Genomic DNA, 24,686 nt, shown 5'->3' on the forward strand with positions numbered 1-24,686 from the left:
AATAAAATAATTCTAGCATAGTTTGAAAACTTTTACTAATAGGTATTAATTATATTATATAAAATAGAGGCATATTAACATAGTATTTGGATATAATTTTAGACTGGAACAATAAAAAGGAAGTAAAGCAAATATGAATTATTCAGGGTTGTGTAAATCATAAGAACTCCTAAATTATTGAAGATTAAGAGTCTTAGTATCTCTGATTTCTGAAAGAAGTGAAGTGTTATGATAAGCAGACATTGGATAGAATTAAAGAATTTTTAGGTAAAAGAGAGGATAAAAATGAATTGTTTTATAGGTTTATTTATGTTTATATTAGGGATTTTAATAGGTAGTTTTTTAAATGTTTGCATATATAGAATACCTAGAGGTGAATCTATTGTTTTTCCACCTTCTCATTGCACTAATTGTAGAAAAGACATAAAGTATTGTGATTTAATTCCAATTTTAAGTTATATTTTTTTAAAAGGTAAGTGTAGAGACTGTGGAGAAAAAATACCTATACATTATATTGTTGTAGAAGCCTTAACAGGAGTGCTATTTTTGTTAGTGTATTTAAAGTATGGAACTCATTTATATACTGTAAAGTATATTACATTCATATCATTGTTAATCGTTATAGCATGTATTGATCTATATACAACATATATATATACTAGTACTATAATAACGGCAGATATTTTTGCTATTATATTTTTAATATGTGAAGGTAATCCAAGCGTGATGAATTACATATGTGGTGGAGCAATAGGAGGAGGAGTAATTTCATTAATAATCATAATTACCAAAAGTATGGGGTGGGGAGATGCTGAAATTTGTTTTTTTAGTGGGTTATTTCTAGGAATAAAATTTACTATAGTTATGTTATTTCTTTCATTTCTATTCGGATCTATTATAAGTTTAATACTAATGCTTCTAAAAAAGAAGTCTAGAAAGGATTACATTCCATTTGGACCATTCATTGCTATTGCATCAATTTTTACAGTTTTCCTTGGAAATAAAATATTATTTTTATATTTTACTTTATGAATTTTGTAGAATTTTAATATGAAAACGTATATATATAGTTTTAAATAGTATAGTTTTGAAATAAAGTAATTGACAAAGGTATAAAAATTGAATAAAATAATGTAAATAGTTTAAATAATATAAATGAATAAGTTGCAACCTTCATTAACATATGAAATAAAAGTTTCATTCGACTCATATATCCCCTGAATATGGCAGGGAGTATCTACCGGAAGCCGTAAATTTCCGACTATGGGTGAGGTTATTGTGTATAAACATATTAATTTCACTCTTTGGTGATTTAATGTGTTTTTTTTTACAAAAAATCTAAAAATATTTAATGATATGTTTATTAATTATTGTTTATAATAAAAAAGGGAGTTGATTTAAAATGGGAAGAATTTTAAAACAAGCATATACTTTTGATGATGTACTTTTAGTTCCAAATAAATCAGAGGTATTGCCAAGAGAGGTTTCTTTAGCTACTAATTTAACTAAAAAAATAAAACTAAATATACCACTTATGAGTGCTGGAATGGATACTGTAACTAACTCTAAAATGGCTATAGCTATGGCAAGAGAAGGCGGAATAGGTATTATACATAAAAACATGAGCATAGAAGAACAGGCTATTGAAGTGGATAGAGTCAAAAGACAGGAGAATGGTGTAATAACTGATCCATTTTCTCTTTCACCAGATAACAATATAAATGATGCATTAGCTCTTATGAGCAAATATAGAATATCAGGTGTTCCAATTACTGTAGGTGGAAAGCTTGTAGGAATAATAACAAATAGGGATATTGTATTTGAAACAGATTATTCTAGAAAAATAAGTGAAGTAATGACGAAAGAAAAGCTAATAACTGCTCCAGAAGATACTACTATAGAAGAAGCAAAGGAATTACTAAAAAATCATAGAATAGAAAAACTTCCGTTAGTAGATAAGGACAATAATTTAAGAGGACTTATAACTATAAAAGATATTGAGAAAGTTAAGAAATTCCCTAATAGTGCAAAGGATCAAAGAGGAAGACTTTTATGTGGAGCATCCGTAGGAGTTACATCTGATATGTTAGAACGTGTTGCAGCTTTAGTTAAAGTTGGAGTAGACGTTGTAAATTTAGATACAGCTCACGGACATTCTAAAGGAGTTATGGATGCTGTTAAACTAATAAAGGAAAACTATCCTGAACTTCAAGTTATTGCAGGAAATGTTGCAACAGCAGAAGCAACAAGAGATCTTATTCTTGCAGGAGCAGATTGTGTGAAAGTTGGTATAGGACCTGGTTCTATATGTACTACAAGAGTTGTAGCTGGTGTTGGAGTACCTCAGCTTACTGCAGTAATGGATTGTGCAGAGGAAGCAAAGAAATATGGAATTCCGGTTATTGCAGACGGCGGTATAAAATATTCAGGAGATGTAGTAAAAGCATTAGCAGCTGGAGCAAAAGTTGCTATGATGGGATCAATGCTTGCTGGATGTGATGAAGCACCAGGAGAAACTGAAATATATCAAGGAAGAAGCTATAAAGTATATAGAGGAATGGGATCATTAGCTGCTATGGCTTGTGGAAGTAAAGATAGATATTTCCAAGAAGGAAATAAGAAATTAGTTCCAGAAGGTGTTGAAGGAAGAGTTCCTTATAAGGGATATGTAGCAGATACTATATTCCAACTTGTAGGTGGAATTCGTTCAGGAATGGGATACTTGGGATCTAAAACTTTAGTAGAATTAGATGAAAGTGCTACATTTGTAGTACAGACATCAGCAGGACTTAGAGAAAGTCATCCACATGATATATCAATAACTAAAGAAGCGCCAAATTATAGTGTTAATCAATAAGATTTAATAGTTTAGAATTAAAGTTAAGAAATATATAAATACTTTCTTAACTTTAATTAAAATATTTGGAGGTAATTATGCAAAGAGAATTAGTCCTTGTAGTTGACTTTGGTGGTCAGTATAATCAAACAATAGCTAGAAGAGTAAGAGAAAATAATGTTTATTGTGAGATAATTCCTTATACATATACAATAGACAAAATAAAAGAAAAAAATCCTAAGGGAATAATTTTTACAGGTGGACCTAATAGTGTTTACGGTGAAGGTGCTCCAAGAATAGATAAAGAAATATTCAACTTAGGAGTTCCTGTACTTGGAATATGTTATGGAGAACAGCTTATAGCATATACATTAGGTGGAAAAGTTGAAAGCCCAGATGTAAGGGAATATGGAAAAGCAAATGTAAAACTAAATAGTAAATCTGCATTATTTGATGGAATGGATGAAGAACAAAGTTGTTGGATGAGCCATACAGATTATGTATCTCATGCTCCAGAAGGATTTAATGTAATAGGTACTACAAGCCAATGTCCTGTAGCAGCTATGGAAAACACTGAGAAGAAAATATATGGAGTTCAATTTCACCCAGAAGTAGAGCATACTCCTTTTGGTAAAAAGATGTTTTCAAATTTCCTATTTAAAGTTTGTAATTTAAAGGGAGATTGGTCAATGAGTTCTTTTGCGGAAGAGCAAATTAAAGCTATAAAAGAGAAAGTTGGAGACAAGAAGGTTATATGTGCTTTATCTGGTGGAGTAGATTCATCTGTTGCAGCTGTGCTTGTACATAAAGCTATTGGAAAACAACTTACATGTATATTTGTAGATCATGGTCTTCTTAGAAAAGATGAAGGTGATCAGGTTGAAACAATATTTAAAAAGCAATTTGACATGAATTTAATAAGAGTAAATGCTAAGGATAGATTTTTAGGAAAACTTAAAGGTGTAAGTGACCCCGAAAGAAAGAGAAAGATTATAGGCGAAGAGTTTATAAGAGTATTTGAAGAAGAAGCAAATAAGCTTGGAGAAATAAGTTTCCTTGTTCAAGGAACTATATATCCAGATGTAGTTGAAAGCGGAACTAATACTTCAGCTACAATAAAGAGTCATCACAATGTTGGTGGACTTCCAGAAGATATGCAATTTAAACTAATAGAGCCTTTAAGAGAACTATTTAAGGACGAAGTAAGAGCTGTTGGAGAAGAACTTGGAATTCCTCATAAATTAGTTTGGAGACAGCCTTTCCCAGGACCTGGACTTGCAATAAGGGTTCTTGGAGAAATAACAGAAGAAAAATTAGAAATAACAAGAGAAGCAGATGCTATTTTCAGAGAAGAAATAGCTAATGCTAAACTTGATGAAAGTATATGGCAGTACTTTGCATGTTTACCTAATATACGTTCAGTAGGAGTTATGGGAGATGAGAGAACTTATTGCCATACAATAGCTTTAAGAGCAGTAACATCTTCTGATGCAATGACTTCAGAATGGGCTAGAATACCTTATGAAGTTTTAGATATAGTTTCAAGAAGAATTGTTAATGAAGTTCATGGAGTAAACAGAATTGTTTATGACGTAACTTCAAAACCACCTGCTACTATTGAGTGGGAATAATGGTGATATGCTTAGACCCTAGATATATCAATAAAACAAGTTAATTAAAAGTGTTTATGAAATATGCTATTAAGGTAGCAATTCATAGGCACTTTTTTGATGTTTTTCAATAAAAAATAAGGGTGGTCATGAAATTGAAAAAAGGTATATCGAAAGGACAACAATTATTCAAAAATGGAAATCAAATTGTTAAAAAAACATATAAAGAAGCATTTGAGGAATATATTGCTATTGCTAAACTTAAAGGATTAGCTGAGGATACTATAAACACTTATCGTCATCATAATAAATATTTTTGTGAATTTTTAGGAAAGAACAAAACTTGTAGTGGCTTAGATGCTAAAATGGTGGAATCATACGTACTTTATTTACAAAGCAAAGGTATAAAAGGTACAACAATAAATAGTTATTTGCAAAATATATCTCCAATATTAAAGTACTGTGTAAAAAAGGGATACATTTCACAAGATTTTAACATTCCGTATGTCAAAGTACAAGAAGAACTTAAAGAGATTCTTACAGAAGAAGAACTTGATATATTATTACAGCCTCCTAAAAATAAAGATTTTGTAAGTGTTAGAGTATACACTTGTATTTGGCTATTAGCTAGTACAGGATTAAGGGCAAGTGAACTAAGAAATTTAAAGGTTAATAATATAAATATGATAGATAGAGTAATAACATGTAATTACACTAAAAATAAGCGTGCAAGATATTTGCCAATAAGTAGTTCTTTATATAAAGTTTTGGAAGATTACTTAAATTTGAGAAAAGGTACAGGAGAAGAATATTTATTTCCTACTGTATATGGAGATATATTAAGTCGAACTTCTTTACAAAAAGGAATTGTTAAGTATTGTCGAGAAAGAGGTATTGAAAAAACTGGAATTCACATATATAGGCATACTTTTATTACTCGTTCGGTTGAAAAAAATGTATCTCTACTTATATTAAAAAATATTACAGGTCACTCAAGTTTTAAACAATTAAATCATTATTATAATGCAAGAATGTCTAGCATGGTTGAAGTTATAGATAGTATTGCTCCAAAATTAAATAAAAAAGAAAGCAATTTTAAAAAAGGGGGTAGACGATAATGTTGAACCTCCCAAAAGAAGTATATGAAAAAATGAATGAACTATGTGATAATCCAGCACAAATTATTTTTCAAAAACATGAAACTACTTCTGAATCTTTAGAAATGTATATAGTTATAGTTAAGATACCAAGTGTTGATATACCTAGATTTAGAATTTACAAGGGATTGCAATATAGCAACAGTATAACTGTAGAATACTTTACTTTAGAAGAAGATATGTATTTAGCTATGACATCAAGGGAGGTGGCATCTAATGAGTAGTAATAAGTTTATAGAAGCCAACTCAAAAGGTAGCACATATATAGAAAATGCTTATCTTTATGATACTCGTTTAACTTCTACCGAAAAGACTGTGTATGCTGTTCTATGTAGTGCTTGTTACGCTGAGAAATATGAAACCACTGTTGGACAGTTAACTATTGCCAAAGCCATAAATAAGAGCCTTAGAACGGTGCAGAGGGCAATAAAAACATTAAAAAAATTTTTATATATCCAATGTAAAAGACGAGGTTCAATATCAAATATCACAGTTATAGTTGCAAAGCAGATGAGAAATGCTGGCAAAAAAGTAGTTGAAACTGTAAAGAAAGTTAGAGAAAAAATAAATTCTAAAAAGGGTAATGCTTATCCTTCAGCTAAAAAAGAGAGCTTATTCAACAATTTTGAAATGAGACCTTATAATTTTCAAAATTTAGAAGATATGCTTTTAGGATATAAAGAATATAACTCAGAAGAGTTATTAGAATAAATTTGACTTAAAAGTAAAAGAACCTAATGGATAGCGACCATTAAGTTCTCACAAGCACATTAAGATTAAATATGCTTAACACTAATATTATTATAACTTATTTTTAAAGATTTATAAATACACTAATCAAAAAAATCTTAAAAATTAAGGTATATTTCTCATACTTTTTTTTAACTTTAAAAACAAGGTTTATTTGTCATATCCAAAATTAATTACAACTCGTCAAAAGCTATTTGTATTAAGTAATTTATGCTGTACCTTAAATTTAAAGGATAGATTATTTAGTAGAAATAGCTTATTTTTTTCGAATTTTATAAGTTATTATAATTTATCCACAATATTCACAGAATATTTGTTTGCAATTTTATTAATACGACATTACTGATATTTTTTATAAGACTTATATAATTTATAAGTTACGTCAGTGGTTATATACAAAGAAATACAAGTAAAGAATTAATCATACTTAATATAAACCTGTAATGATTTATTTATTTTATATAATCCTGTATAATTTTAGTTAACATTATAATAGTTTCATTTAAAAGGATAAATTAAGAAGAAAAAATATAGACAGGTGATTATAATGAATGAAAATAATACTACAATAGATAAAGTATGTACTAATTGTATATATATTAAAGTTAATTCTAAAAGCAAATATAAAAATCCTGATTTACATTGTACAAGACGTGGAAATTGTAAACTAACTTGTAAGGAAGAAGCAAAATGGTGTGATTTATATAAAGCTGAAAAGATGTGAGGTTTTTAATTTATTATGATATATATTACAGGGGATACGCATATCCCAAATGATATAAAAAAATTAGATGAATGTAATTTTAAAGAACAGGTGGAACTCTCTAAAAATGATTCTATAATAATCACAGGTGATTTTGGAGGGGTATGGAGTAATTCTAAGGAAGAGTTATATTGGAGAAAGTGGTTACAGGATAAAAGCTTCACAACCTTGTTTGTGGATGGCAACCATGAAAATTTTGACTTGCTTAATAAATATGAAGTTAAAGAATGGAACGGTGGTAAAGTACACTTTATCAATGATAGTATAATTCATCTAATGCGAGGGCAAGTATTTAATATTGAAGGTAAAAAGTTCTTTACATTTGGTGGAGCTGAAAGCATTGATAAATACAATAGAGTAGAAGGAAAGTCATGGTGGAAGGAAGAGCTTCCCTGTAAAGAAGAGTATGAAGAAGCATTAGACAATTTATATAAGAATAATTGGGAAGTTGATTATGTCATTACTCATACTGCATCCACAGAATTAATGGAACAAATATGTTGGGTTAAAGAAAATAATCCACTTAATAGTTTCTTTAGTATGTTGCAAAGAGATTTAAAATATAAACATTGGTATTTTGGACATTTTCATGATGATATAGAGATAGATGAGAAACATACATTACTTTTTGAAAAAATAATGAACATATGAAAGGGGTATTATAATGGAAAATATGGATATTAAAAGTATAAAACAAAATTTTGTAGAATTATTGGCACAACTTTTAGAAAATAAAATAGATAGAAATACAGCAGCAAAGTTAATGAGAAAGCAAATTTCGCTTGGTTCTATTTTAGAATTACAAGATAAATTACTAACATATTCTCATTTTGCACTTAATGTATTAGATTATGAATACTGTACTACAACAGATTCTGAGTTGCTTTATTTGCTAGAATGCTTAGAAGGAAAACGTGAATATAGTGATGAAGCAAGATGGGAATTTATATTAAACAGCAAAGAGCCTATTACTAAATTAACACCAACTATAAAAGGTCAAAAGTTGAATTTGGAAGATTATGACAGGTATACGCCGGAAAAATTCGAATACTATAATGGTTACGTATTTGGCGATAAGATAACAACATGTAAACTAATTTCTTTATTAATGGTAAATGTTGGAATAGAAGCAGTAATTAAACTAGCACCTAAAGCAATGTGGGAGGAAGCATTAAAGAATTATAAATAATTAAAACTGAGGTATTTACAATGAAGTGGGAAGAAGTAAGAAAATTATATCCTAACCAATTTGTGAAGTTTCAAATAATCGAATCACATATCATTGATGATAAAAAATATGTTGATGAATTGGCTTTTATAAAAGCTATGACAGATGGAGAAGAAGCAATGAAAGAATTTAGGAATTGCAAGGAAGAACAATTTGTTTATAGCACAAAAAATGAACAATTAGTAATTCAATTGGTTAAGAGGTATTCATGGTGAAAAATTTTAGTTTTTTAAAAGATCCAAAAGCAATAAATGTTTTGGAAATTACTGAAAAAAAGTTAATAAATCTATTAGATAATAAATTACAAGATATTATATTATATGGCTCTTATGCAAGAAATGATTACACTAATGAATCTGATATAGATATTTTAGTTTTAGCTAATGATGAACAGCAAAATTTGAAATTATATGAAGATATGGTAACAGATACTATGGTTGACATATCATTAGAATATGATGTTGTATTGTCTATATATTTACAAAGTGTTCAAGAATATAAGAGAAAATTAGAAATACTTCCTTTTTTACAAAATATAGAAAGGGAAGGTGTCAAAATATATGCAAAAGAAAACAGTTAATTTATATTTAGATGACCTGAGGGATTGTCCTGAAGATTTTGTAATTGCTAGAACCGTAGAAGAAGCAATATATTACTTAGAAAACTATGATATAAATATTCTCTCTTTGGATCATGACCTTGGCGAAGATGAGAATGGAAATTTACTTCCAACAGGATATGATCTGGTAAAGTATATGTGTGAGAATGGGTTAAGAGCTAGTAAAGTGTATATTCACACTGATAACCCACCTGGAAGGATAAACATGTATGAAACTTTACTAGGGGCAAGGAGAAGAGGATTCATAGATTCTGATATTTATAACTGTCCATTTGTTAAAAATAAGTATTCTGAAGAATAGTAATATAGACTTGTATATTGATTAATTTTAATATATGTGGTCTATTTTTTATTGGCAAAATGTATTAAAGAATTAGAAAGAAACTGGTGCTTTAAAAGCTACTGTAGGATATAAACAATAATAATATAAATTAACTAAAAAACATTATATCAGAAAATGAAAATAGAAAAGAATTTACTTATACTGAAAGAATGCAATGGGCTAGTCAATTAGAAGAAATTCAAAAAGTTAAAGCTAAAGAAAGAAGTCAAGCTAATTTAATTCAAAACTCCGATGTGGAAACATTACCACCTCGGGAACAAGGTAAAACTAGAGATATAGTAGCAAAAGAATCAGGTTTTGGTTCAGGTAAGCAATATGATAAAGCTAAATACATATATGAAAATGGTTCTGAAGAATTGATAAAACAATTAGATGAAAAACAATTAAGTATAGATGTTTGTATTAATAATTATTTGGATTATAATTAAAATGTAAGCATTTCTTGTAAATAGGTATGTTATAGGAGAGGTGGGCTATTATGAAAATCAACAAAAATTTAAATCTAATTACTGACATATTTTATATCATAACAATGGTTTTATGGTCAACTACTGTAGATTTTAGACATTTAAAGATTATACAAATAGCAATATTAGCCATAACAGCAGCATGGGCTATAGTTAAGGTAAAGACATATCTAATAGTAAGAAAACTATAGTAAACGCAGAGGTAAATCAATTATAAAAATTACTTTGAATGAATAGGTAAAGTGTGCCTATTCTTTTTTATTTATATAAAGAAATATAGTTTAAAATAATAATAATATAAATTAACTAAAAAACAGCAACTAAAAAAGTACAAGAAGGTTTGTTATGGGAAGAGTTAGAAAGAAAAAAAGCAAGTGAAAGACAAGCAATTTCTGGTTCTAAAAATTTAGGTCTAGTTATGGACACAGTTCCACAACTAGAAAAAGGTTCAACTAGAGATATTATAGCGAATAAGATAAAATTAGGAGCAGGGCGTACGTATACAAGAGCAAAAATTGCAGCATTAAAGAATAATATAAAATTTATAAAAATATTTGACTTATAAGAAATAATAATATAAAAATGGTGACATATTTTACGCTTTTAAAAGCGAAAACTTAAATTTTATGATAGTTGATCAAACCGACCACCTTTCTTTTAAACTAAATATTACTATATATAATGCCTTCCTTTAAAGAAAACCTAATATATATAGGTATATTAGATATATTTAATAATATTATTATTTTATTTAAGAATGAAATAATATAAAACTATCTTAATTAAATATAATTATCCATTACGGACAACCGTTGATATTAGAGGTTTTCCCCTTTGAAGTGGTAAACTCTTTTCCCTTCTGTAGGATGTAATATTTTTATCTACTTGTAAAAAAAGGGGTCACCTTTAAAGGGGACGTTGAAAACACTAAGGTTGTAAACTTAACAAAAACAAGAAGAAATAATAATATAAAATATTGATAAAATGTTAATTAAACAATAAAAATAATATAAAATTATTATAAAAAATGGTTTTATTTTAATATATTGACAAAATACAATATGTGTAATAAAATAAATACAGATATTTGTCGAAATAAACCTAAAAAAGCAATTATTTAAAATATTACTAAAGATGGAGGTACAAAAAATGGGATGGAAAGTAGTTGATATTAGAAATAGAAGAAGAAGAGGTGAAGCTTTTGCGACTATAGCTAATAATAGAGTATCTTTAAATACTGATGCTTGTAAGTTAATAGATATTGAAGAATACAGATATATTCAAATTGTAAAGAATGATGATTCAAAAAATTTAAAGTCTATAGGACTAAAATTTATTAAGGAAAGTAATGAAACGAGTTTTTCTTTTCTCATACGAAAATCTAAGAACGATCATGTCAATGGAGCTGACATAAATTCACGTCCATTAATAGTAGAATTATTTGGACAAAGAGGTATACCTAGAACCAGTAAGTATAGTGTAAGTTTAGATAAAAATGATAAAAGTATAATTGTTATAGATTTAAATAAGGAAATGTAAGATAAAATGAAATGAAGATAAAGAATGGAGAATGTATAAATGGAAAATGACTTTGAACTTGAGTTTTTTCAAACAAGTCCAAACGAATTAGATTTAATAGTATTTAATGATTTTATTAAAATTATAAAAGAAGAAACAAAAGGAAAAGATACTGATACATGTAAAATTACATATGATTATACATATTTATTTGATGATTTTTCTATGGAAAAAATATTAAAAAGTATTTACGATTTACGTTTTTGTATGTTTAATATAGAGAATGATGATGATATCATAATTGGAAACATTATTTCTACTATAAAATTTTGCATTATTGTTGCGGAAGATAATAAAAAGATATATAAAGTTTTGATTAATGCAGTTAATATAAAACATTTAAAAGAAAATTTCTTTATTAATAAAAGTAATTAAGTATTAATAAAAAGGCAGTAGGATCATTAACTAATCCTCTGCCTTTTCTTCATTATCTGTATCTTTAACATTCTCTAAAAGTTCTCCAACAGTTATATCTAATTCATTGCATATCTTAGTTAAATTTTCAAATGTAATTGAAATAGTATCTCCAGCACCAAGTTTTTTAATTGCATTATAAGCTATACCAGTATTTTTAGCTAATTTATATTTACTAACTTTTTTATCTTCTAATATTTTATTTAAATTACATTTAATCATTTAATCATTACCTCTTTCATTAATTATATCTATACAAGTATTATACCTTTAAATACAATATGTGTCAATACTATATATAGTTATTTTTACTACATATTTAAAATTATTCAAGAATTTAATTATTAATCTTGACTTATTATATCTCCGGATATATAATAAGATTATAGAAAACAAACACAATTAAAACAAAATTTTCTAATAATGTAATTTATAGCCTTAGCGTTTGGGTTAACCCAAATGCTCAAAGGGTGGCTACCTTAATAATTAAATATTTGGAGGATGGGAATATGAAAGAAGTAACAATAGTATTAAAAAAAGAACAAGAGGAGGTTATAAAAAATTATCCATTTAAAACAGAAAGTTTTGATGAAAATAATAAGGTTGATATAACAATAGCTATTCACAGAATATTAAATGATTATAATAATTTAGTAGATATTGCAGAAAAAGAATTAGTAAGTGTATTCAATAACGATGAAATGAATCAATTATGTAACGCATCTGAAAATATTGTATATACAGGTGAAATACCAGCTAAAAAATTTTTATATGATAGTGTAGTAGACAGTGAGATTGTATCAGCAGATGTTATAGATAAAATAACAAAATTGAGTAATACCCAAGCATATGTTGTTTTAAGAAAGATAGCTAATTTTTGGGAATAATAATTTATTTAAATAAAAAAGCACCTAACACATCCAATAAGATAAATGTTAAGTACTACCTCGCAAGTAATATTATAACATAATTTTTGTGGAAATCAAATAGGGGGAGGTAAAATTTATGTGTTTGGCACTAGAACACACAACAAAAGAGTATATTCCAAAATATGTTAACAACATAATACAAAATAATTTAAATGAAAAGAATCGATTGAATCATATTATAAAAGAATGCGATTTAAAAACAATTGATCTGTTGCATGAGATAGAACTAAATAATATTAAGGGAATGTATCATGCATGGTTAATTATAATAGAATTAAAGAAGGTTCGAGAAATTAGAAGAAAAGCCAAGGATGTCCTTGAAGTTTGGAGAGTGGCTGATAATTTTAAAAAAGCTCCTGAAAAAATGCAATATAAAAATGTAATGAATGTTATAAGAAAAAGAATTTATGAATTGAAACACAGATATTATTATCCAAAAGCTAAAGGAAAAATATAATTAAATTTGAGGAGGAATATATTATGAATAAAAAAGTTCAAAAATTATATAATTTCGGATTAACAAATGGGATGTATGGCTTGGCTTTAAAAAGTGAAATTGATGAAATGGTACAAGACTTAAATACTACAGTTTATAAGCAAAGTTTAGCGACATTTGAGGATGTACAAGATTATATGTGTTTGATGGGTGATGTTTCGGTAGGAGTGTACCAAACAAGTGATGGGGTTATAGAAGTTTGTGGTGAAGATGAAGGATGGGAGATTGTATTAATAAGCAATTTGAAATTAGTTTCGTAAACGCAAATAAACTACTTGACTTAAATTCCAAATAGTAGTAATATAAGATTATGACGTATTTATTACTGCTTAATACAGAGGACAAATCGCACTTGTTCTCTGTACAACAAATTTATATTAATTTTATATCATTCAATATTGTAACCAACAATTTAAAACTTAATCACAACCACGAAGGGAGGAAGAAGTAAATTCTTGTTTATGTACTAAATTATATCACAAAAATTAAAAATGTCAATAGTCTTATTTAAATTTAAATGATTGGGGTCACTCTCTGTGACCTTAAATGAAAGGTGGAATTATTTATATGGAAAATAAAAATGTAAAAGAAATGGAAGCTAAATTGGAGGAATTAAGAGTAGAACTTAAAAGTATTAAAGAAGAAATTGGACAAGGTAAAACTAATGAATTAGTAGATAAATGTATTGCTAAAAGTAAAGAATTTAGAGATATATGCATTTCAATACAAATTGGAAAAGGTGAGTTAGGAAAAGATGAAATACCATTGTAAGAATTTAGGACTCACCTTGTGGTCATTGGGCCATAAGCTGAAAAAGGTAAAACTAGAGATTAATCACTGAAAATATGAAGGGAGATAGGGAAGTATGGCAAAGAAAAAAACTAATGAAGCTAAAAATTTTAAAAAAGGGTATGAAAGTGTTTTTGATGAAATTGATTTTTTATTCAAAAATATCGGGAAGGAGGTAATAGAAATGGAAACTAAAAAAATATTTAAACGAGCAATAGCACTAGAGTTAATAGCTAGTAAGAAACATAACTTTCTCTATACAGAACCTAATAGAAATAAAACTGGATTTTCAGTATTTATTTTTGAAAAAACTCCAGAATTATTAACAGATTTAACTAAGCTTACTCAACATAATTAAATTTATATCAAAATATCAAATAAAAATCGAAAGGTGGAATTATTTATATGGAAAATAAAAATGTGATGATTTTAAATGTACAAGCAAAAGATGTTATAAATGGGGGATATATAGTAGATAAAACTTCTAAGAAAGACATAGATGAATTATATAAAGCTAAAAAGAGGGTGTTTCGTAAGTATCGTGGCAGCATGGATTATAGTCTACTAACAATATATCTACAGAAAAATCATAAAAAATTTGTTAAATATAATAAGAATAAAAATAGGTTATATAGCAATAACATAATTACCGTCAATTTTGATTACAGTTACGAAAGTGAAGATTTGCAGGAGACTAAGACTAAAATATCTGAATTGTATAAAGAGTTAAGAGGTATTAAGAAGAATAAGACTAATACTCCTATTATACAAACTAAAAAAGATGAAATAGCAAATCTTAAAGAACATAAAAAAAGTAGTGAATTATCTACGCAAGAGTTAAGGCAAAAATTATACAAAGATGGTTTTACATTAAATGTTAATGATAAAGAGATTACTTATGTAAGATTATACAGATCCTCTGGAAGTGCCAGAGATGGGAAAATCAACTTTGTAAATAAAGACTATTATAAAGACATAATTACATATGCTATGGCTGGACTAGAGTATAAAGATAAGAATGATTTAGATTTACCGTCAATAGAAGCCTATATTTCCTTAATTGCTAGTTCGATAACCGATACATTTCAAATGTCACCTAAAAATGTTTTGTTTATCGATGATATTACATCAACTTTTACAGATACGGTTATGGGTACAGAATTAACAAATATTATAAAAAATGAAAATGGAAAAATAGTAAAAGGTGATTTAAAAACTGATATTTTAGAAACAAAAATTACTAATAAAATAACAGATGGAGAAGCTCTATTAGATAAATCTATATTTTTAGATACAGGATTAGAAGATAAAGCAGTAATGCAAATAAGAAACAGACATTATAAGGGAACAGGTATAAATACAGATATACAAGCATTTTTCAAAGAACATGGTATTACAGATATAAGCCAATTAAAAGGTAAAACATTAGCAAAAAAAATTGAAGATATTAAATTAATAACAACAAAATCTTCTATTAAATATCTTAAATTTAATAAAACCTTTGAAGATTGGTGCAAAATTGCTGATGATACTTGGGGTATATGTAAAACAGATAAAGGACAACACCATAATTTTAATGAAATGGCATCTACACATTATCAATTATTAAACACACTTGGAATGTCTTATAAAGAGATGGAACAATTTTTAAAACCAACTATTGAATATATTAAATTATTAAAAAATGATGTAACTGTATTTAAACTACACTTAGGCCTATTAGTAGATGGAACTCTTAAGGAAATTCTTATAAATTCTGATGAAAATTTTGATACTACAGAATTAGATGATTTTAAATCAGATAGTGAATTTATACTAAATATGTTAAAGATAAACGAAGATTTTATAAATACTCCTATTTGCAAGAAATTTAGAGAAGAAATTATAACTAACTATAAAAAGAATGTTAAAAAAGGACATGTATTAATAAATGGTACTTATGCAACTGTAATTTCTAATCCATATGAATACTTATTAGCTTCAGTTGGTAAATACAAAAATGTTAGCGAAACATTACAACCTCAACAATGCTACTGCAAAAAATATACTGAAGGTGAGGATATATTGGCTGTAAGAAGTCCTCAACCAACTATGAGCAATGTAACAGTTATGGAAAACACATATTGCAAAGAATTTGATACATATTTTAACTTTACAGATAATGTAATAGTTATTAGTTCAATTGGCTGGAACATAATGGAACAACTAAGCTCTTTAGATTTTGACGGGGATGCTTGTTTAATAACTAATTCTAAATTACTAACACAAAAATGCAAACAACTAGAAGAAGATAAAATAACAGTAAATGGAAAGTTAGTTAAAAGATTTTTAGTATCTACGGATTTCACAACAAAATCTTCTATAGATAGAAGTTATACTCCAGAAAATTTGTGTGATACAGATATAAAATGTGCAGAAGGCAAAATTGGAGAATGTATAAATTTAGTTCAAATGTTAAATTCAGTTTATTGGGATAGAAAATATAAGGGAGAAAAAGAAATAAAAAAAGGAATATTAACAAAAGAAGATTTAGAAGAGGGATTATTAGAACTCTATAAAGATATATCCAACCTTAATGTGTTAAGTTGTATAATAATAGATTCTGCTAAGAAAGAAAGTCCTATTACTGCTAAAACCGAGATGGATAAAATTCGTCAAAAAGGTTATTTAGGTAGAGAAGAAACTAAGATATATAACAAAGAAACTAAAGAATGGGAAGAAAAAGAAGTAGGAATAAGACCTTATTTTTTCAAATTTTTAAATGGTGGAAAAAAATATAAATTTAATAAATATGATACTGGTATGGATTATTTAGTAAAAATAATGAATAAAGGTAATGATAGAAAAGCTGAAAATGACAAAACAATTCCTCTTAAAAATATACTTGTTAAACAAAAAATAAATAAAGCTAATAGGAAGAAAATACAACGATTTATTAATCTAGTAGAAAAAGAACGTGAAAAGATAAAAGCAGTATTTACTAAAAGCGAAGAAAATGCTCAAAAATCTGATGAAGAAAAATATAAAAAATATAAGGAAATTAAGGATGAATATAAGCAGAAAATAGAAGAAGGAATAGAACTAACTAGTATAACAGTTTATGCAATAATTAAACGACTAGATAAAGCAACTGCAATATTAGAAGATAATAGAAAAATCCTTAATCAAAAACTAAAAGATACAAAAAAATCTGGTGTGAGTAAAGAAGAAATAAAAGATTCTATAGAATTACTTAAGAACAAATTTGTTATAGATAATGAAGAATATATAACATATAAAAGAATAGGAAGATTAATACTAAGGCATCTACATAATATAGATTCTGTTCAATTTCTAAGTTGCTTTATAGTTAAGCCTAATGCAACTACTACTATATACAGGTCTAAAGATGGAGATATAGAAATTTATGGAGTCAAGTATAAAAAGTTATAGCACATATTAAGGTTTGACAGGTAATTTAATTACCTGTCATCCTTAACTAACTAATATAAGAAAGGATGATAATTAATGAAAAGATATATATACAACCCATTTCAAGCTTATTTTTATATACAAAATGGAGTATTACCAATAAAACCTCCTGAAGTAAATCCTAGTACAGACCGAATATTTTATACTTTTACTGATGAAGAAACGAAAGAAGTATATCAATTATGGTGTAACAGGAAACATTAATATGTTTAGTAAATTATACATAACTATGTTACGTCTAATAGACGTAAGAAAGACAGTATACCTGCTTAGTAAAATGTACGTAAGAAAGACACATATTATGACTATATTACGTCTATTTTACTAAGCACCTAAACTATGTTACGTCTATTTTCCGTAATAATGGAGTGCATAAAAAGAAAATAGGATAAAGAGAAAATAATATATAAAAAGAGAATAATGGTGCGGAACTTTCGTTCCTTACCATACAACACACATACATATATTTTTTGGATAGATTGGTTAGAACAATAATTAAATTTTTTTAAGTTGAAAGGATGATAAGTATGAGTATAAATGTAAAAGAAATGAATGATAAGAAAATATATTTAAAAGTAGATAATAGTTGGTATATTAATAATAAAATAACCAATGAAGGTTTAACAGTATATTGTTTATTGCAAAAGACCTTTAATGTAGCACGAAATATAGGTACAAGTAGTATTAATCTTATAAGAGAATATCTTATGGTAAATAAAAAAAATGATAAAATTATTCTTAAAATAAGAGAAGGTATAACAAATCTATTAGATAATAAAATTCTATATAATTGGACAGGATTGCATGATGAAGAAATAAAATTAGAAGATTTAAAAAATGATACTTTCTTTACATATAGCTTAGATGTACCCGAAACATATTTTAAAGTAAATGATTATAATTTAGATAAAATATTTAAGTATTTAGCAGATACTAAAAGTAATATCAGTAAATTTGATATAACAAGATATTTTATTGCTATATGCAGAGTTCTTAATAGTCAAGCTGATTTTGGTTGGTTAACTCAAACATCTGCAAAAGCCATTATAGTTAAAAGTGAAACAATACAAAGATATAATAAAATATTACAAGATAAACTTAAAATAGTACAATACAATAATAGCTTTGTTACAGAAGAAAAACATTATTGTACTACATTTTTTGGGTGGTATGGAGATGATGTTAATTTTAATAGTCAATTGAAAAATGAAGTAAATAGTCAAGGATTAATCCAAATAACTAAAGAACAAAAAGCTAAGAGTAATAATAGAAGAAGTATAACTCAAAAGATTAATATAACACAAAAGAAACTAGATTTAGATAACTTAGATACAAACCAATTAGCAGAATTACAGGAGCAAATTAAAAAATTACAAGAACAAAAATCTAATGATAATAATAAGATAGTCACAGAAAGTGATGATTCCAGTACAGTTACAGAAACAAAGAAAACACAAGAACAGATTGACAAGGAATATGAGCAGCAAGAGGAAAAATTTGATACTGAAGAAGATATTGATATTGAGGAACATAATAATACTTGGGAAGATGAAGTTTTGAAAGAAGATCCATTATCACAATATCTTAATGAGCAAGATAAACAAAAAAGAAAAGCATTTGATAGTATGTTTACAAAGGATTATACTGTTAATCCATTCTAATATATTTTCCACTTTAACGAATGCAATGGGCTAGTCAATTAGAAGAAATTCAAAAAGTCAAAGCTAAAGAAAGACAAGCATTAGTAGGTTCTCAAAATTTAGGTCTAGATGTGGAAACATTACCACCTTTAGAACAAGGTAAAACTAGAGATATAGTTGCAAAAGAATCTAAATCGTTTCGAAACGAAAAACATGGGGTCGTGAAATACGAGGTGTCGTTATCTGCGACACGTTAAAGAATACATATAAAACAGGTCGGTTCAAACGGGGTGTTTAAATTACCCTGTTTTTTATTTATGCACAAAATTGCACGACTTTTTTATAAGAGGTTTTTAAAACCATGTAATATCAATGCTTAAGCAAATAGCATTTTCACTTATTATGGAGAGGGATGTTTTGAAGTATTTATTTCTCTAATCTGAATAGATTTAAAACTAAGTTATGAGTAATAATATCTAATACTTATAAGACAGAGAAAATAGTGGGTGGATGAGAAGTAACCCACATTATTATTTTTTTTATTAAAACTTTATAAAAAAAGCCTATGTTCTCATAAAATATCCTTATCGTCAAGTATATTCTATCACTGGCTTAATTATATGTCAATAGTTTTTTTAAAATATTTAAAATAAAAATATGAAAGGTGTGTTTTTAATGGAAAACTTAGAAAGTAAATTGGAAAAGCTTAATGAGTACATAATTGAAAGTTTAGGTATGGAATTGATGGACAATAGGATTACAACCGTAAAAGATGAAGTAGAAGCCTGGGAAAAAGCTATTACAAGTGATGAATTCAAGAATAATGACCATACTGGAGATTTAGAAATAATTGAAGAACTAAAAAAATTCATTGAATATGATTGTTTATATAGCATTAATTCTGAATATGGTGGTACATGGGGTCAGGGTTTTATTATAGTGAACAAGGATATAAAGTATGTTGAATTTGTTAGGACAATTTAGGATTTGAAAAAAACAAAAGAACGCCGATGCATCCAAACAAAAGCGTTCTTAGTTCCATAGAGGAAGGAGACTTGGAAGAGTCTCCAACCTTTAAATCTATTATAACACTTCCATAATTAAATATGAAGAAGAATTTATATATTGTAATGGGACTCCACATCCCAATATTTTTGAGTATATAGAGGGCATTAACTTAATTGTTAGTGCCTTTTATTATGTTCAAAAATATGTGGAATCTGATTAGAGTATATAAGAGATTATTACTCAAAAATATAAAAGTGGAGGTGTTGCATATGGCAACAAGTATTAATGTATTAACAAAAATAAGTGAGAGAGGATTAAAGATTAAATCTACAAAACTGGTAGATATTATTAATCAGTTTAGAGAATTAGAAGATGGAAAAGCAAAACTAAGACACAATGATTTCATGGCTAAAATTAAAAAAGAAGTAAAAACATTGAAAGAATTAGGTTTAGAAGGTGAGCGAAATTTTTCGCAGGCCTATTATTCTGATGAACAAGGAAAAAAACAACCTTGTTTTGAACTAACTAGAGATGGTATGCTTCAAATGCTTAATAGTGAGTCTACTTTAGTAAGATATAAGACTATTGAATACATAAATAAGTTGGAAGATGAAAATAAACAATTTAATTCTGACAATAAAGAATTATATAACATTGCCACAAGTGATGAAGATTTAGAGAAAAGACAATACGAAGCTGATAGAATTAAATATGCTATTAATAATATTGAAAAAATATTATTGGAGTGTGATTATACTAATATAGTTCAAGTTGTAGATAAAATTGTTGAGGTACATAGAAATTTATATGTAAAAGATAGATATGTGCCACATCAAAATACTGTAAAGTATGGTTATAGAGGTGATGATTTATATATTAATCATATTAAAGGAATTATTGTAAGTAAGCTAGATAAAATAAGACCAATTATGACACTGAAGGATTGTAATATAAATGCAATAATTGGTGATAAAGCTAGAGTGCTGGAAAGTGAAATAGAAACTTCTAAAAACATATCTACTGGCAAAGAAATTAATCAATTAAAACGTACATATTCAAAACAGGCGATTTAAAGTTGCCTGTTTTTCACTTGCTAGAAATAACTCAACGGTATGTAAAATTAAATTATGAAAGGTGATTGATGATATGAAAAAGTTAACTAAAAAATTGAGAGATGAATTAAAGGTAAACTTAAAATTAATAGAGGATACTATTAATGATCGCGAAGAGTGGGAATGGGAAAACGGATGCTATGCATATAAATTAAGCTTAGTTAAAAATAATATAAAATTTGTAGTTCATGATGATTGCAATGAAGTGTTTTATAGCTTTTATGTTGGAATAGAGTATATAGAAAATATCAATATTAAAACTATTTTGAAGATTATTATTAACTATTTGTATGAGACAGAAATTAACTACAGGAGTAATTATATTAGAAGGACTGCAAATACATATAAGACTAAAGCAAAAAGTATTACATTATGGCTGGATAGGGGAAACACCGACAGAGTTAATAAAATAAATAGTGAAATTGCAGAAAGATATAAGCAAGATTTAATTTATAAGAGAGAAGTAGAAGAATATAAAGAAGTTGTTAGGGATTTATATAACTGCTTAAATGAACTTGTTAAAGGTTGGAAGGTAAAAGATATAAGTACATATTGCAAAGAGAAATTTGAAAAATTTAATGTTAATGATGTTGAACTCTTTACAGAAGAAAATAAGATTATTATTGATTATGCTGGTAATTTCAAAAGTTATAAAGCTGATGCTGATGTTGATAGTTTTAGTAGAAATGATGAAGTATTTAGAGAGTTATTTTTTAAAATAAAAATGATACAAAAATTAGAAGAAGCTGTGTGTTAACATTCAGCTTTTTTATAATAAAAAAATTTTAGGAGGAATTTATAAATGGAAGAAAATAAAAAAATAAATGATTTAAAAAGTCAATTAGCTATAGTAAAGTCAGATCGAGACATAAAAGGTCAAATAGCTCTTGCAGTTATTGCTACGTGCATTAAGATAACCCATCTTGGAAAAGATAACACGTTAGAAGATGCTAAAGACATAATACACAAAGATTTTAAAGAATTAACAAAATCTTTATGTATAGCTAATCATCCTATGGAAGAGATTGTTAAAGGCTTAGTCTAATTAAATTAATTAATGAAAGGTGGAATTTTAATAATGAAAATGAAGGTAGTAGGAATATACGGAGTAGAAGATGTGTCAACAGGTAACATATATGTGGGACAAAGTAAGGATATTGCGAAGAGATGGAGTAATCATGCAGCGTTCTTGAAAAATAACAAACATATATATAAAGAATTACAAAATGCTTATAACTTAGATTGCAAAAGAATTAAATATACAATTTTAGAAGAATGTAATAAAAATGAAATAAAAGAAAGAGAAGATTTTTGGATTAAATACGTTGATAAAATCGATGGTTGGACATTAATTAATAAACAAAAGCATGGTGGAGCAAGCAAAACTGTAAAAGATACAAGTAAAATGAAAACAGCACAAACTGGAGAAAACAATGGACATGCTGTAAAATTAAATGCTAAAAAGGTAAAAGAAATTAAAATGTATCAAAAGAATAATACATATAAAGATGAAGAATTAGCTGAATTGTACAGTGTCTCTCTTACACATATAAGAAATATTAGGTATGGAGAAAGATGGGCAAGTGTTCAAATATAAAAAATAAGACTACTAATAAAAGTAGCCAACAAACTGTACACCAATACAGTTCAATTTATTACGGTAGTTAGATTATATACATAAAAAAGATAGAAATCAAGGAATATTTTCATGGAGGTGTTCATTTCTTTGATTTCTTATATCTAATTTAAATTTAAGAAAGGTGTTGTGAATAAATGATCTTAATGGAAAGCTTGAATAAGGCAGGATATATTTATTATGAAACAGGGTATTTACCAAGCATAGTAGATAAAAATGGTAGATATATGTTTGCACATAAAGACAAAGAAGAAATACAGAAAATAATAAAAAATTATAATGATTGTGTTGCTGGAAATAAGAAGATATATGTAAATTTGCCCATATATAATAAATGTATATTTGAACTCAAAAACCTTGTTAAGTCTTATAAGGTTAAAAAGGCTCAAGATATAATTTTTAATGATAGAGAGTTTAAATTTATATGGAAGAAAAGAGAAGAATGTCTAAATAGAGTAGATGAAATTTGTGACAATATATTAGAAAAATTGGAAAAATAGAAGGAATTCGGATATAAGTGAAGAATGGTAATATTATGAAGGGAGATGTTGTCTATGGGAGATTTAAAAGAAATTAAAGAACTATTTAAACAAGGGTATAAAATTATGGAAGTTGAAAAAGATATTTACGCTGTTCCAGGCAAAAACGGTGGAGTTGTCACTTTAAAAAAAGAAAATGAAGAGAAAAAAATTCAAATAAAAGGTAAAGATATAGATATAATTTTTGATAAATTTATGAAAGAATAAAAATAAGAATAGGATGATTGAATTATGAGTTTTGATGAAAAGGTTCAGGAAATAGTTAAATTAATATCTTCAAAAACCAAAATGGATTATGAAGAAGGATTAAATTTCAATAATAATAAACATTGTAAGTTGATAATTTTAGATGAAAATAAGATAATTATTAAATCTTTTGAATTTTTTGGAGAAGATGTTAGTAAAGCATTTAAATTTTATCATGACTACTTATCAAGAAGTATATAAAATTAATTTAGAGTATCTGAAAAGGTACTCTTTTTATTTTGCTATAAATTTGGAGGTTGATTAATGAAGGGATTTCTAAAAATTAAGGTTAATAATCAAATTCAAAATATATTTTTTGAAGCTGATGGAATGCAGTTAACCAGCGAATATATAGAATTTTACAATACAACATTTACTGAAACTATAGGAAACAAAAGTATTACAAAATATTTTATAAGTGGTAAAAAGTTTAAGCAGCATTCTTTTAGCCTAGAAAATGTAATAGAGCTTAAAGGATATTAAATGCCAATTTACAGAAAGTGTACAGAGTGTGGAAAGAAAGTATTAGAAGGTACTCTATGCCAATGTGAACAAGATAAGAAAAGAAAGAGTTATTTAGATTATAAACGTAGAAGAATGAAGGATAAGGAAGAGAAGGAAAGACAGAAGTTTTATAGTAGTAATAGTTGGTTGAGGTGTAGAGATAGTGTAATTGCACATCAATTAGGATTAGATTTAGTGGAATGGTCTAAGGGTAACATTGTACAAGCTGAAACATACCATCATTGTATTCCAATTAAAGAGGATTGGAATAAGAGAGTAGATAGTAATAATATTATTGGACTGACTCAAGAGAATCATATTAGAGTTCATAAGATGATGGATAAGAGTAATAAGGATAAGGAAAATATACAGAAAGCTTTAAGTGATTTGATTAGAAAGTTTGAGGATGAGTATTATTAAATAATTGATAATTGTTATTGATTAGAGAATATTTTTTATTAAACTTTTTTATTTTTTATTATGGGGGGAGGGGTGTGAAAATTTTTGATAAAGTTAAAAAGTCCATGGTCGCCTCTCAGTCACATATATTT

37 protein-coding genes and 1 riboswitch are annotated in these 24,686 nt (G+C 27.0%); of the genes, 36 read left to right on the top strand and 1 reads right to left on the bottom strand.

What is annotated here, in order from left to right; genetic code table 11:
* Positions 1-285: 285 nt before the first annotated feature.
* The 17 genes from HBE96_RS22995 (at position 286) to HBE96_RS23075 (ending at position 11,726) form a co-directional block, all read left to right on the top strand.
* Positions 286-1,032, top strand: coding sequence for a prepilin peptidase (locus HBE96_RS22995; RefSeq protein WP_169300032.1), 747 nt, complete (start codon positions 286-288; stop codon positions 1,030-1,032).
* Between the two features lie 154 nt (positions 1,033-1,186).
* A riboswitch (purine riboswitch) is annotated at positions 1,187-1,284 on the top strand.
* 118 nt (positions 1,285-1,402) lie between these two features.
* A complete protein-coding gene (guaB, locus tag HBE96_RS23000) occupies positions 1,403-2,857 on the top strand; it encodes an IMP dehydrogenase (protein ID WP_169300033.1) in 1,455 nt (484 codons plus the stop codon).
* A gap of 77 nt (positions 2,858-2,934) precedes the next feature.
* On the top strand, positions 2,935-4,467 hold the full coding sequence (gene guaA / locus HBE96_RS23005) for a glutamine-hydrolyzing GMP synthase (protein WP_169300034.1): 1,533 nt from the start codon (positions 2,935-2,937) through the stop codon (positions 4,465-4,467).
* A 128-nt stretch (positions 4,468-4,595) separates the two neighbouring features.
* Positions 4,596-5,564: a tyrosine-type recombinase/integrase gene (locus tag HBE96_RS23010; protein ID WP_169300035.1), complete on the top strand. Its 969-nt coding sequence runs from the start codon at positions 4,596-4,598 to the stop codon at positions 5,562-5,564.
* Positions 5,564-5,827 carry a hypothetical protein gene (locus tag HBE96_RS23015; RefSeq protein ID WP_169300036.1) on the top strand — a complete coding sequence of 88 codons (264 nt, stop codon included), beginning with the start codon at positions 5,564-5,566 and terminating at the stop codon, positions 5,825-5,827. Before HBE96_RS23010 ends, HBE96_RS23015 begins: the two co-directional genes overlap by 1 nt.
* Entirely contained in the window at positions 5,820-6,314 is a 495-nt protein-coding gene (locus tag HBE96_RS23020) for a helix-turn-helix domain-containing protein (protein WP_169300037.1), read from the top strand. Before HBE96_RS23015 ends, HBE96_RS23020 begins: the two co-directional genes overlap by 8 nt.
* Before the next feature lie 586 nt (positions 6,315-6,900).
* Entirely contained in the window at positions 6,901-7,077 is a 177-nt protein-coding gene (locus HBE96_RS23025; protein WP_169300038.1) for a hypothetical protein, read from the top strand.
* A gap of 15 nt (positions 7,078-7,092) precedes the next feature.
* Entirely contained in the window at positions 7,093-7,767 is a 675-nt protein-coding gene (locus HBE96_RS23030) for a metallophosphoesterase family protein (RefSeq protein WP_169300039.1), read from the top strand.
* Positions 7,768-7,780: 13 nt separating this feature from the next.
* Entirely contained in the window at positions 7,781-8,305 is a 525-nt protein-coding gene (locus HBE96_RS23035) for a hypothetical protein (protein ID WP_169300040.1), read from the top strand.
* A 20-nt stretch (positions 8,306-8,325) separates the two neighbouring features.
* The gene (locus tag HBE96_RS23040; RefSeq protein ID WP_169300041.1) at positions 8,326-8,559 is read left to right on the top strand and encodes a hypothetical protein; all 234 of its coding nucleotides are present in this window, start codon (positions 8,326-8,328) and stop codon (positions 8,557-8,559) included.
* Positions 8,556-8,924 carry a nucleotidyltransferase domain-containing protein gene (locus HBE96_RS23045; protein WP_169300042.1) on the top strand — a complete coding sequence of 123 codons (369 nt, stop codon included), beginning with the start codon at positions 8,556-8,558 and terminating at the stop codon, positions 8,922-8,924. Before HBE96_RS23040 ends, HBE96_RS23045 begins: the two co-directional genes overlap by 4 nt.
* The gene (locus HBE96_RS23050) at positions 8,905-9,264 is read left to right on the top strand and encodes a cyclic-phosphate processing receiver domain-containing protein (RefSeq protein ID WP_169300043.1); all 360 of its coding nucleotides are present in this window, start codon (positions 8,905-8,907) and stop codon (positions 9,262-9,264) included. The genes HBE96_RS23045 and HBE96_RS23050 overlap by 20 nt, the downstream gene beginning before the upstream one ends.
* Positions 9,265-9,455: 191 nt before the next feature.
* On the top strand, positions 9,456-9,734 hold the full coding sequence (locus HBE96_RS23055; RefSeq protein WP_169300044.1) for a hypothetical protein: 279 nt from the start codon (positions 9,456-9,458) through the stop codon (positions 9,732-9,734).
* A gap of 50 nt (positions 9,735-9,784) precedes the next feature.
* Positions 9,785-9,964, top strand: a complete 180-nt coding sequence (locus tag HBE96_RS23060) for a hypothetical protein (protein WP_169300045.1) — start codon at positions 9,785-9,787, stop codon at positions 9,962-9,964.
* Positions 9,965-10,113: 149 nt separating this feature from the next.
* Positions 10,114-10,338, top strand: coding sequence for a hypothetical protein (locus tag HBE96_RS23065; RefSeq protein ID WP_169300046.1), 225 nt, complete (start codon positions 10,114-10,116; stop codon positions 10,336-10,338).
* Positions 10,339-10,922: 584 nt separating this feature from the next.
* Positions 10,923-11,312, top strand: a complete 390-nt coding sequence (locus HBE96_RS23070) for a hypothetical protein (RefSeq protein ID WP_169300047.1) — start codon at positions 10,923-10,925, stop codon at positions 11,310-11,312.
* Positions 11,313-11,351: 39 nt separating this feature from the next.
* Positions 11,352-11,726: a hypothetical protein gene (locus tag HBE96_RS23075; protein WP_169300048.1), complete on the top strand. Its 375-nt coding sequence runs from the start codon at positions 11,352-11,354 to the stop codon at positions 11,724-11,726.
* Between the two features lie 30 nt (positions 11,727-11,756).
* Here the strand turns inward: HBE96_RS23075 and HBE96_RS23080 are convergent, their stop codons facing one another.
* Positions 11,757-11,987, bottom strand: a complete 231-nt coding sequence (locus tag HBE96_RS23080; RefSeq protein WP_169300049.1) for a helix-turn-helix domain-containing protein — start codon at positions 11,985-11,987, stop codon at positions 11,757-11,759.
* A 287-nt stretch (positions 11,988-12,274) separates the two neighbouring features.
* Between HBE96_RS23080 and HBE96_RS23085 the strand changes: the two genes are divergently transcribed.
* From HBE96_RS23085 to HBE96_RS23175, 19 genes are all read left to right on the top strand, one after another.
* Positions 12,275-12,652: a hypothetical protein gene (locus HBE96_RS23085; RefSeq protein ID WP_169300050.1), complete on the top strand. Its 378-nt coding sequence runs from the start codon at positions 12,275-12,277 to the stop codon at positions 12,650-12,652.
* Positions 12,653-12,770: 118 nt separating this feature from the next.
* Positions 12,771-13,151, top strand: a complete 381-nt coding sequence (locus tag HBE96_RS23090) for a hypothetical protein (protein WP_169300051.1) — start codon at positions 12,771-12,773, stop codon at positions 13,149-13,151.
* Between the two features lie 23 nt (positions 13,152-13,174).
* A complete protein-coding gene (locus tag HBE96_RS23095) occupies positions 13,175-13,450 on the top strand; it encodes a hypothetical protein (protein ID WP_169300052.1) in 276 nt (91 codons plus the stop codon).
* Between the two features lie 307 nt (positions 13,451-13,757).
* The gene (locus HBE96_RS23100) at positions 13,758-13,961 is read left to right on the top strand and encodes a hypothetical protein (RefSeq protein WP_169300053.1); all 204 of its coding nucleotides are present in this window, start codon (positions 13,758-13,760) and stop codon (positions 13,959-13,961) included.
* Between the two features lie 94 nt (positions 13,962-14,055).
* Positions 14,056-14,337, top strand: a complete 282-nt coding sequence (locus HBE96_RS23105) for a hypothetical protein (RefSeq protein ID WP_169299891.1) — start codon at positions 14,056-14,058, stop codon at positions 14,335-14,337.
* 47 nt (positions 14,338-14,384) lie between these two features.
* Positions 14,385-17,411: a hypothetical protein gene (locus tag HBE96_RS23110; RefSeq protein WP_169300054.1), complete on the top strand. Its 3,027-nt coding sequence runs from the start codon at positions 14,385-14,387 to the stop codon at positions 17,409-17,411.
* 75 nt (positions 17,412-17,486) lie between these two features.
* The gene (locus HBE96_RS23115) at positions 17,487-17,654 is read left to right on the top strand and encodes a hypothetical protein (protein ID WP_169300055.1); all 168 of its coding nucleotides are present in this window, start codon (positions 17,487-17,489) and stop codon (positions 17,652-17,654) included.
* A 323-nt stretch (positions 17,655-17,977) separates the two neighbouring features.
* Positions 17,978-19,111, top strand: a complete 1,134-nt coding sequence (locus HBE96_RS23120) for a hypothetical protein (RefSeq protein ID WP_169300056.1) — start codon at positions 17,978-17,980, stop codon at positions 19,109-19,111.
* A gap of 20 nt (positions 19,112-19,131) precedes the next feature.
* Positions 19,132-19,347, top strand: a complete 216-nt coding sequence (locus tag HBE96_RS23125; protein WP_169300057.1) for a hypothetical protein — start codon at positions 19,132-19,134, stop codon at positions 19,345-19,347.
* Between the two features lie 418 nt (positions 19,348-19,765).
* Positions 19,766-20,074 (top strand): hypothetical protein, encoded by a 309-nt coding sequence (locus HBE96_RS23130; protein ID WP_169300058.1) that lies wholly within the window; start codon positions 19,766-19,768, stop codon positions 20,072-20,074.
* A 293-nt stretch (positions 20,075-20,367) separates the two neighbouring features.
* Positions 20,368-21,171 carry a Rha family transcriptional regulator gene (locus HBE96_RS23135; protein ID WP_169300059.1) on the top strand — a complete coding sequence of 268 codons (804 nt, stop codon included), beginning with the start codon at positions 20,368-20,370 and terminating at the stop codon, positions 21,169-21,171.
* A gap of 73 nt (positions 21,172-21,244) precedes the next feature.
* Complete coding sequence (locus HBE96_RS23140) at positions 21,245-21,967, top strand: hypothetical protein (protein WP_169300060.1); 723 nt, start codon at positions 21,245-21,247, stop codon at positions 21,965-21,967.
* 45 nt (positions 21,968-22,012) lie between these two features.
* Positions 22,013-22,255, top strand: a complete 243-nt coding sequence (locus HBE96_RS23145) for a hypothetical protein (protein ID WP_169300061.1) — start codon at positions 22,013-22,015, stop codon at positions 22,253-22,255.
* 33 nt (positions 22,256-22,288) lie between these two features.
* Positions 22,289-22,807: a GIY-YIG nuclease family protein gene (locus HBE96_RS23150; RefSeq protein WP_169300062.1), complete on the top strand. Its 519-nt coding sequence runs from the start codon at positions 22,289-22,291 to the stop codon at positions 22,805-22,807.
* A gap of 176 nt (positions 22,808-22,983) precedes the next feature.
* A complete protein-coding gene (locus HBE96_RS23155; protein WP_169300063.1) occupies positions 22,984-23,346 on the top strand; it encodes a hypothetical protein in 363 nt (120 codons plus the stop codon).
* 54 nt (positions 23,347-23,400) lie between these two features.
* The gene (locus HBE96_RS23160; protein ID WP_169300064.1) at positions 23,401-23,592 is read left to right on the top strand and encodes a hypothetical protein; all 192 of its coding nucleotides are present in this window, start codon (positions 23,401-23,403) and stop codon (positions 23,590-23,592) included.
* 24 nt (positions 23,593-23,616) lie between these two features.
* Positions 23,617-23,832, top strand: coding sequence for a hypothetical protein (locus HBE96_RS23165; protein WP_169300065.1), 216 nt, complete (start codon positions 23,617-23,619; stop codon positions 23,830-23,832).
* 63 nt (positions 23,833-23,895) lie between these two features.
* Positions 23,896-24,114 carry a hypothetical protein gene (locus tag HBE96_RS23170; RefSeq protein WP_169300066.1) on the top strand — a complete coding sequence of 73 codons (219 nt, stop codon included), beginning with the start codon at positions 23,896-23,898 and terminating at the stop codon, positions 24,112-24,114.
* A complete protein-coding gene (locus HBE96_RS23175; RefSeq protein WP_169300067.1) occupies positions 24,115-24,555 on the top strand; it encodes a hypothetical protein in 441 nt (146 codons plus the stop codon).
* Positions 24,556-24,686: the final 131 nt, after the last annotated feature.

The sequence above is a fragment of the Clostridium muellerianum genome (genome assembly GCF_012926525.1).
In the GTDB taxonomy this organism is placed as follows: domain Bacteria; phylum Bacillota; class Clostridia; order Clostridiales; family Clostridiaceae; genus Clostridium_AM; species Clostridium_AM muellerianum.